Raw genomic sequence first — 8,794 nt, 5'->3', positions numbered from 1 at the left:
GGGGCGCCCCGCCTCAGAGGCGGCGGCCGGGGGCGGGGACGGCGCCGTCGCCGAACACGAAGTCGCAGTGGCGGCGCCACACGCCGTCCAGCCCGTGCTCGTAGAGGGAGAACCCCCACACCTCGAAGTCGGCGCCGTAGGCGGCGAGCTCCTTGAACGCGCGGTCCATGACGTCGTCGGGCAGGTGGTGGGCGATCGTCACGTGCGGGTGGTACGGGAACGGCAGCGGACGCGCCAGCGGACCCGACAGAACCTTCGCCTGGACGCGCTCGCAGCCGCCGATTCCCTCGGCCAGCGCCACGAACACCACCGGCGACACCGGCCGGAACGTTCCGCTGCCGCGCAACCTGATCGGGAAGGGCCGCTCGGTGCGCGCGACGGCCAGCAGGTGCCGCTGGATGCCGTCCATCGCCGCCTCGTCCACCTCGGTCGGCGGGAGCAGCGTGATGTGCGTCGGGATCGCGTGCGCGAGCGGGTCGCCGAACGAGGCGCGCCGCGACTGCAGGTAGGAGCCGTGCGGGTCGGGGATCGGGATCGCGACGCCGATCGCGCGGCGGCCCGGCGCCGGCCGGGCGGTGATGCCGCCGGTCATCGTGGTCTCGGCCGCGGAGAGGCCCTCCCCCGGGCCCTCCGCGGCGTCGTCGAGTGCGGCGCGGTCAGCGACCACGTCCCACGAATCCCACCCGTTCGCGCACGGTCTCCATCGTCCGCACGGCGACCTCGGAGGCGCGCTCGGCGCCGCGGGCGAGGAGCCGGTCGAGATGGTCCTCGTCGTCCAGCAGCTTGAGGGTGCGCTCCCGGATCGGCGTGAACGTGTCGAGGACGACCTGCGCGAGGTCCTTCTTGAACTGCCCGTACCCGGAGCCTGCGTAGCGGGCCTCCAGGTCGGGGATGGACGTGCCCTCCAGCGCGGAGTAGATCCGCAGCAGGTTGGTGACGCCGGCCTTCTTCTCCTCGTCGTAGACGACCTCGGAGCCGGTGTCGGTGACCGCGCGCATGATCTTCTTGCGCATGGGGCCCGGCTCCTCCAGCACGTCGAGAATGCCCTGCGGGGACGACGCCGACTTGCTCATCTTCGCGCCCGGCTCCTGCAGGTCGGTGATCTTGGCGGCGCCCTCGGGAATGTGGGCGTCCGGCAGGACGAACGTCTCCCCGAACCGGTGGTTGAAACGCTGCGCGAGGGTGCGGGTCAGTTCCAGGTGCTGCCGCTGGTCCTCCCCGACGGGGACGCGCAGCGGGCGCCCGGCCGCCGGGTCGGGCGTGTAGAGCAGGATGTCGGCGGCCTGCAGGATCGGGTACGTGAACAGGCCGACGCTCGTCCCGCTGGTGCCCTGCTTGGACGACTTGTCCTTGAACTGGGTCATGCGGCCCGCCTCGCCGAACCCGGTGAGGCAGCTGAGCACCCACGCCAGCTCGGCGTGCTCGGGGACGTGGCTCTGCACGAACACCGCGGAGCGGTCCGGGTCGATGCCCATGGCGAACAGCTGCGCGGCGGCGACCTTCGTGCGGCGGCGCAGCAGTTCGGGGTCGTGCTCGACGGTGATCGCGTGCAGGTCGACCACGCAGTAGAACGCCTCGTGCGTGTCCTGCATGGCGACCCACTGCCGGAGCGCGCCCAGGTAGTTGCCGAGGTGGAACGAGTCGGCGGTGGGCTGGATGCCGGACAGCACCCGCGGCGGGGCCGCGGTGGTTCCGGCGTCGGACGCTTCGGGAGTGGGCGCTTCGGGCATCTGCACGGACCGATTCTCTCAGGTGTCATCGGGAGCGCCGCCGCCGGTCGCCGGCCCGCGGGAGGGGCCGCCGGCGGCGTCGCCGGGCACCGCCCGCGGGGTCGCGGACGGCGTGCCGGGCGGCGCGGGCACGGCCTGCGGCGCCGCGCGCGGCATGACGCGCACGCGGGCCACCCGCCGGCCGTCCATCCGGGCCACCGCGAGGCGGCGGCCCGCGGCCTCCACCGAGTCGCCCTCGGCGGGCACCCGGCGCAGCACCGCCATGATGTGCCCGGCGACCGTCTCGTACGGCCCGTCCGGCAGCCGGATGCCGGTCTCGGCGGCGAAGTCGTCCAGGTTGAGCAGGCCGTCCACCTCGACCACTCCGCCGTGCAGGCGCCGTGCCTGCGCGTCCTGCACATCATATTCGTCGCGGATGTCGCCGATGAGTTCCTCGAGGAGGTCCTCCATGGTGACGATTCCGGCCACCCCGCCGTACTCGTCGGTGACGATCGCCAGGTGGCAGCCCTCCCGGCGCATCTCCGACAGCGCGGGCAGTACCCGCTTCGACGGCGGCAGGAACTTCACCGGACGCACCAGATCGCCCACCGGGACGTCCCCGGCGGGCGCGTCGGGGCCGTCCGTGACGAGCAGGTCGCGGATGTGAACGAACCCGATCACCTCGTCGTGGGAGTCGCGGCAGACGGGGAAGCGGGAGTGCGGGCTGCGCGCGGCGAGCCGCGCGGCGGCGGTGAGGGTGAGCTCCGCGTCCAGGAACACGACCTCGGTGCGCGGCACGAGGACCTCGCGCAGCGGCCGCTCGCCCGCCGCGAACACCTCCCCGATGAGGGTGCGCTCATCGGCGGTGAGCTGGGTGTTCCCGGCCACGAGGGCCCGCATCCGCTCCGCGGTGATCTCCTCGCGCAGCGCGCGCGGGTCGCCGCCCGACAGCCGCACGACGAGATCGGCGGAGCGCGACAGCAGCCACACCAGCGGGCGCGCGGGCCCCGCGGGCGGCCGCGGGGGCGTCCCGGGCGGCGTCCGGTCCATGCGTTCAGCCTTCCCCGTTCGGGGTTGCGGATAGCCTGGTCTGGCCCCGCCGCCCGAGACTTTTCTGGAGGTTCGTCAGTGAAGCTGCTCGTCACCGGAGGCGCCGGCTATATCGGCAGCGTCGTCTCCGCACTGCTCCTGGAGGCGGGGCACGAGGTCGTCGTCCTGGACGACCTGTCCACCGGGCACGAGGACGCCGTGCCCGAGGGCGCCCGGCTGGTGCGCGGCACGCTGCGCGACATGGCCGCCGACGTCCTCGCGGGCGCCGGGTTCGAGGCGGTGCTGCACTTCGCCGCCAGGTCGCTGGTCGGCGAGTCGGTGCAGAAGCCCGGCCTGTACTGGGACAAGAACCTCGGCGAGTCGCTGGCGCTGCTGGACGCGATGCGCGTCGCCGGCGTGCCCCGGATCGTGTTCTCCTCGACGGCCGCGACGTACGGGGAGCCGGAGTCGACGCCGATCCTGGAGACCGACCCGACCCGTCCGACCAACCCCTACGGCGCGTCCAAGCTGGCGATCGACACGGTCCTCACCGAGTACGCGCGGCTGCACGGCATCGGCGGGGTGTCGCTGCGGTACTTCAACGTGGCGGGCGCCTACGGGCGGCACGGCGAGCGGCACACCGTCGAGACCCACCTGATCCCCAACGTGCTGAAGATCGCGCAGGGCGACGGGGACGCGGTGAAGATGTTCGGCGACGACTACCCGACGGCCGACGGCACCTGCGTCCGCGACTACATCCACGTGATCGACCTGGGCCGCGCGCACCTGCTGGCACTGGACGCCTGCGAGCCGGGCGCCCACCAGATCTTCAACCTGGGCAGCGGCACCGGCTACTCCGTCCGGGAGGTCGTGGAGGTGTGCCGCGAGGTCACCGGCCGCGAGATCCCGGCCGAGGTCGGGCCGCGCCGCGCCGGCGACCCGGCGGTGCTGATCGCCTCGTCCGACAAGATCCAGGCCCGGCTCGGCTGGAAGCCCGAGCGCGACCTGCGGACGATGGTCGACGACGCGTGGACCTTCCTGCGGTCCCGATGACCGAGGGCCTGGCGGCGGCGTTCGGCGAGGCGTTCGGGCGCGCGCCGGACGGCGTGTGGCGCGCCCCGGGCAGGGTCAACCTGATCGGCGAGCACACCGACTACAACGACGGCTTCGTGCTGCCGTTCGCGCTGTCGCGCGGCGTGACGGTGGCGGCGGCGCGGCGCGACGACGGCGTGGTCGAGGTGCGGTCGCGGCAGGCGTCCACCGCCGTCACCGCGCCGGTGGACGGCCCGCCGGTCGTCTCCGAGGGGTGGCCCGCCGAGCGCGCGTGGGCCGCGTACCCGGTCGGCGTGGCGCGGGTGCTGCGCGAGCACGGCACGGGCGGCGCGTCCCTGCTGATCGACTCCGACCTCCCGCAGGGCGCGGGGCTGTCGTCGTCGGCCGCGCTGGAGTGCGCGACGGCGCTGGCCCTGTGCGACCTGCACGGCGTCGAGATCGACCGCCCGGCGCTGGCACGGCTCGCGCAGCGCGCCGAGAACGAGCAGGTCGGCATGCCGTGCGGGCTGATGGACCAGTCCGCGTCGCTGCTGTGCAAGGCCGGGCACGCGCTGATGCTCGACTGCCGCAGCGGCCTGTCGTCGCAGGTCCCGTTCGACCCGGCGGCCGCCGGGCTGACGCTGCTGGTCGTCGACACGCGCGCCTCGCACGCCCTGACCGGCGGCGAGTACGGGCGGCGCCGCGCCGAATGCGAGGAGGCCGCGTCGCTGCTCGGCGTGGACGCGCTGCGCGACGTCAAGGACCTGGCCGCCGCGCTGGGCTCGCTGAAGGACCCGGTGCTGCGGCGCCGCGTCCAGCACGTCGTCACCGAGAACCACCGCGTCGAGGCCACCGTCGGCCTGCTGCGGGCCGGTGCCCTGCCGGAGTTCGGCGCGATGCTGAACGCCTCCCACCTGTCGCTGCGCGACCAGTTCGAGGTGTCGTGGCCGGAGGCCGACGCCACCGTGGACGCGGCGCTGCGGGCGGGCGCCCGCGGCGGGCGCATGGTCGGCGGCGGCTTCGGCGGCTCCGTCATCGTGCTGGCCCCCGCCGCCCGCGCGGAGCGGGTCGGCGAGGCCATCACGGCGGCCTACGAGAAGCGCGGCTGGACACCGCCGGGCTTCCTGGAGGCCGTCCCCTCGGACGGGGCGCGACGGGTCAGCTGAGCGCGGCCTTGATGTCCTCCAGGAGCCGGGCGGCGTCCTGGGCGGGCTCGGTCTGGTCGATGGCGGTGAAGCCGTCCACAGCGGCGGTCGCGTGGCCGGCGGCCTCGTCCAGGCGTCCCAGCCGGGCCAGGACGCGGGCCTGCTCGAAGGAGGTCAGGGCGGTCTCCCAGACGCGGACGGGCTCGTTGTCCGGAGGCAGGTCCGCGAGGGCGGCGCGGGCCGTCTCCATCGCGGCCGCCGCCTGCTCCCCCTCGCCGCTCCACATCAGGCACATCGCGGCGCGGCGGCGGGCGCGGACCACCCCGTAGGGGTCGCCGGCCTTCTCGTACGCCTCGGCGGCCTGCGCGTACCGTTCGGCGGCCTGCGCGTCGATGTCGAGGTTCGTCAGGACGTCGGCGGCCTCGTTCAGGAAGTGCGCGACGGCGTCGTGCTGCCCCTCCCGCGCGGCCTCCTCGGCGAGACCCGTGAACAGGGCGGCGGCGTCCTCCTCGCCGAGCTGCTTCTGCGCGTGCGCGAGGATCAGCCGGCAGCGGCGCCCGTTGTCGTCGTCGAGGTTCGGCAGCGCCTCCTCGGCGGCCTCGGCGGCCTCCAGGGCCCGGTCCGTGGACAGGTAGGCGGCGGCCAGATCGACCCGCAACTGGACGGCCTGCGGGTGCAGCCCCTCGGCCGTCCAGCCCGCGATGGCCTCCACCAGGTCGGCGACGGCGTCGGCGGCATGGTCGGCGTTCAGGTGCGCGAGGCCCCGCTCGGTGTAGGCGGCGGCGCGCATCGGCGACGGCTCGCGCAGCACGCCGATCACCTCGTCGAGCAGGGCGAACGCCTCGTCGCCGGGGCCGTCCTCCCGCCGGGCGAGGGTCCGCGCGAGCAGCAGCGCGGGCGAGGCGATGTGCTCGGGATCGCTGGACTCGCGCGCCGCCTCCAGGGAGCGGCGCAACGCCGTGACCGCCTCGTCGACCCGGTCGGTGAGCAGCAGCGCCTGCCCGCGCAGGAACCACAGCTCGCCCACGTGCTCGCCGTCCGCCGCCACCTGGTCGAGCACGCCGAGAGCCTCGTCCGGACGGTCGCCCTTGACATGCGCGGTCGCGAGCCGCAGCAGCGCGGGCGCGGCGTCGCCGTCCTCGCCCGGATGCGCGGTGAAGTGCTCGGCGGACGCGACCACCTGCTCCATCCCGCCCTCGTCACCGAGTTCGAGCCGGATCATGCCGAGCCGGCCGAGCGTGCGGTGCCGCCGCGTCTCGTCGCCGAGCTCGCCGAACAGCCGGGCCGCCTCCGCCCAGCACTCGGCCGCGTTCTCCGCGTCCCCCTCGACGGCGTGCTCGACGCCCCGCGCGTCCAGCCTGCGCGCCTTCTGCAGCGGCGTCGGCTCGGCCGCCTCGGCGGCGGCGTCGAACCGCCGCCACGCCGCCAGCATCCCGGGCATGTCGCTCTTCTTGCGGTGCCGATCGGCGATGTCGAGCAGCTCGTCGAGATCGGTCACGGCACTGAGATCATCCGTCTCGGGCTCCGGCGGCCGGACGGGCGCCGGAGCCGCGGCGGGACGACGGTGGTGGGCGGCCAGCGGAACGAACTCGGCGACCGGCTCGGCCGCCAGCGTGCCGCGCACCTTGTCGCCCTGGCAGGACGTCCCGTTGCGGGCGTCGAACCGGGCCGCCAGCTCCGTCGCCCGGCCCGCCAGCTCGGCGCGCAGCTCGTCCAGCGGCACATCGGCGGCGGGACGCCCGTCGGCGGCCGGCCGCCGGACCGTCGCCGCGCCGTGCCCGGCGGCGGCCAGCCGCCCGAGCAGCAGGGCCGCGGCGGCGGAGAACTCCATGGCGGCGTGCGCGCTCGGCGCCCGGTCCAGCCAGCCGAGATGCCGCTGCAGGATCTCCAGGCCGCGCGCCTCGTTGCCGGTGACCGCGCAGAACTCCAGGTGCTCGGCGATGTCGCTGAGGTCGGCGAGCCGCGCCCGGTGCACCCGGTAGGCGCGGCGGTGCGCGTCGGCGGCCTGCTCCGGACGGCCCAGCCGCAGGTAGACCGGCATCAGCGCGGTCTGGATCGACTGCGGCTGCTCGTTGCAGTTCAGCTGCGCGCTCAGCACCGGCGCGGCGACCTCGAACGCCTCCTCGTGCCGCCCCGCCTCGATCAGGTGCCGGGCCATGCCGGTGGGGTCGCAGCCCTCGCAGTCCGACAGCTCGTCGCGCTCAGCGGCGCGCCACTTCACGTACCACTCGTCGGCCGTCCCGTCACCGACATGCCGGGCCACCACGTTGCGGTAGTGATACACCGCCTGGAGGCTGTGCCCGCCCGCCTTGTAGCGACGCTCCATGTCGTCCAGCACGGCGTAGGTGCGGTCCAGCGGGATCTCAGGGAAGAGCGTGAGCGAGCTGACGATCGCTTTGATCTGCCAGAGCAGCCCATGGGTGTCGTCGAACCGGCCCGGGTCACGGTCGTGCTCGGCCAGCGTCCGGCTGAAGGTCGCGAACGCCTTCGCAGGCTCGCCCCCGTACCGGTAGGCGTCGGTCAGCCGAACCCTCACATGGAAGGCCAGCACGTCGTCACCGGCCGCCTCGGCACGGCGCAGCGCGTCCTCGACCAGCACGGTGCGGGCCTCCCCGTAGGGCAGCTCCTGCGACCGCGCCATCAGCGCGTAGACGTCATCTGTCATTCGGGGGCCTCCGGGGAGTGGACGGCCCACTCCAGCAGGCCGATGAAGGAACGGTTCAGCACCGCCGTGTCGGCGGGCCGCAGCGGATGGTGGCCGAGCAGCAGCGCCTGCCCGTACAGGGCCTGGACGGCCAGCTCGACCGGCCCGCCGTCGCCCAGCGAAGTGACCCGCCGCGCCAGCGGGTTGCGGTAGTTCAGCACCAGTTGCGGACGCTCGACGCCGGCGGACGCGTTGACGGCGCCGAGGACGTCCGCCCACAGCTCGCCGGCCTCCTCCCTCGCCCGCGTCAACTCCTCGCGGAACTGCGCGTCCCGGCTGGTCAGGTACAGCGCGGGCAGCGACGCCGGGTCGAAGTCGCGGACCACCACCTCGCACCCGAGCCGCTCGACGGCCCGCTGCGCCGCCGCGAGGAACGGCCGCAGCGCCAGCTCGGCGGCCGGATCGAGCACACCGAACGTCGTGGTCAGCTCCGCCGCGTCCAGCCGGGCCAGCCGGATGTCGGGATCGAGATCGGGCAGCCGCTCGATGATCTCCGTATCGTGCACGTAGCCGCCGTTGACGAGCCCGATGCCCTGCGCGCCCGCGACCGCCGACAGCCGCCGGAACTCGTCCACGCTCGCGGTGAACCGCCCGTCCGGATGCCGCCGCCGGAACTCGTGCAGCGTCATCGGCCCGGCGGAGGTCTCGTAGTCCAGCCACCGGTCGACGATCCGCAGCATGTCGTCGTCGTGCAGCGCCATCGCCTTCACACCGAGCTGATGCAGCCGCAGGAACGCGCGCAGCCGCGCCGGATCGGTCTCGGACAGCTTCACCAGCCACTGCCGAAGCACGTCCCCGAGCCCAAGGCGCGTCGACTCCAGAAGCTCGTCCTCATACAGAGCTTCACGACTGGCGGTGGGCCGCAGCTCTCCCGCGTCCACGACACACCGCGCGAAGAACGCCCACTCAGGCAGCAGCCCCTCGACGTTCTCGGCAAGCAGCATGCGCTTCAGATAGACCCGATGCGAGGCCCGCGCAGTAGGCGACACCGGCGCGGGCAAGATGAACGCGACCCCGGTCAACCCCGCCTCAGGCACGTCCAGATCGACGACATCGAACGGCGTGAACCCGTAGAGCTCCTCGCAGTACGCCTCCAGCGCCCGCCGCCGCCCGGCCGGATCCCGGTAGGAGGCCCGCCACGGCGGCTCCCCGGTGACCTCGACACCGTCCACGAC

Annotated in this window: 7 protein-coding genes; 2 read left to right on the top strand and 5 right to left on the bottom strand. The window is 74.2% G+C overall.

Features of this window, described 5'->3' with window-relative positions; genetic code table 11:
- Positions 1-13 precede the first annotated feature (13 nt).
- From ETD96_RS35490 to ETD96_RS35480, 3 genes are read right to left on the bottom strand one after another with little or no spacing between them, the layout of a single operon-like run.
- Positions 14-667, bottom strand: a complete 654-nt coding sequence (locus tag ETD96_RS35490; RefSeq protein ID WP_240808466.1) for a 2'-5' RNA ligase family protein — start codon at positions 665-667, stop codon at positions 14-16.
- Positions 657-1,730 carry a tryptophan--tRNA ligase gene (gene trpS / locus ETD96_RS35485; protein WP_138640847.1) on the bottom strand — a complete coding sequence of 358 codons (1,074 nt, stop codon included), beginning with the start codon at positions 1,728-1,730 and terminating at the stop codon, positions 657-659. The genes ETD96_RS35490 and trpS overlap by 11 nt, the downstream gene beginning before the upstream one ends.
- An 18-nt stretch (positions 1,731-1,748) precedes the next feature.
- On the bottom strand, positions 1,749-2,759 hold the full coding sequence (locus ETD96_RS35480) for a hemolysin family protein (protein WP_138640845.1): 1,011 nt from the start codon (positions 2,757-2,759) through the stop codon (positions 1,749-1,751).
- A gap of 78 nt (positions 2,760-2,837) precedes the next feature.
- Between ETD96_RS35480 and galE the strand changes: the two genes are divergently transcribed.
- Positions 2,838-3,791 (top strand): UDP-glucose 4-epimerase GalE, encoded by a 954-nt coding sequence (galE, locus tag ETD96_RS35475; RefSeq protein WP_138640844.1) that lies wholly within the window; start codon positions 2,838-2,840, stop codon positions 3,789-3,791.
- Complete coding sequence (gene galK, locus ETD96_RS35470) at positions 3,788-4,936, top strand: galactokinase (RefSeq protein WP_138640846.1); 1,149 nt, start codon at positions 3,788-3,790, stop codon at positions 4,934-4,936. Before galE ends, galK begins: the two co-directional genes overlap by 4 nt.
- Here galK and ETD96_RS35465 read toward each other — a convergent pair.
- Together ETD96_RS35465 and ETD96_RS35460 are read right to left on the bottom strand one after the other, a co-directional pair.
- Positions 4,929-7,580: a tetratricopeptide repeat protein gene (locus tag ETD96_RS35465; RefSeq protein ID WP_138640843.1), complete on the bottom strand. Its 2,652-nt coding sequence runs from the start codon at positions 7,578-7,580 to the stop codon at positions 4,929-4,931. The two genes, galK and ETD96_RS35465, sit on opposite strands and share 8 nt — an antisense overlap.
- Positions 7,577-8,794 (bottom strand): HSP90 family protein (locus ETD96_RS35460; protein WP_138640842.1); only part of this gene is annotated, 1,218 nt, incomplete at its 5' end. The genes ETD96_RS35465 and ETD96_RS35460, both read right to left, overlap by 4 nt.

It is taken from the genome of Actinomadura geliboluensis, assembly GCF_005889745.1.
Taxonomy (GTDB): Bacteria; Actinomycetota; Actinomycetes; order Streptosporangiales; family Streptosporangiaceae; genus Spirillospora; species Spirillospora geliboluensis.
The sequence above is the reverse complement of the archived record's forward strand: the minus strand, read 5'-3'. Positions and strand labels throughout refer to the sequence as shown.

Bases quoted from the DNA above. Each gene is read 5' to 3' on its own strand.
- trpS (WP_138640847.1), bottom strand. From the start codon at position 1,730: ATGCCCGAAGCGCCCACTCCCGAAGCGTCCGACGCCGGAACCACCGCG.
- ETD96_RS35480 (WP_138640845.1), bottom strand. From the start codon at position 2,759: ATGGACCGGACGCCGCCCGGGACGCCCCCGCGGCCGCCCGCGGGGCCC.
- galK (WP_138640846.1), top strand. From the start codon at position 3,788: ATGACCGAGGGCCTGGCGGCGGCGTTCGGCGAGGCGTTCGGGCGCGCG.
- ETD96_RS35465 (WP_138640843.1), bottom strand. From the start codon at position 7,580: ATGACAGATGACGTCTACGCGCTGATGGCGCGGTCGCAGGAGCTGCCC.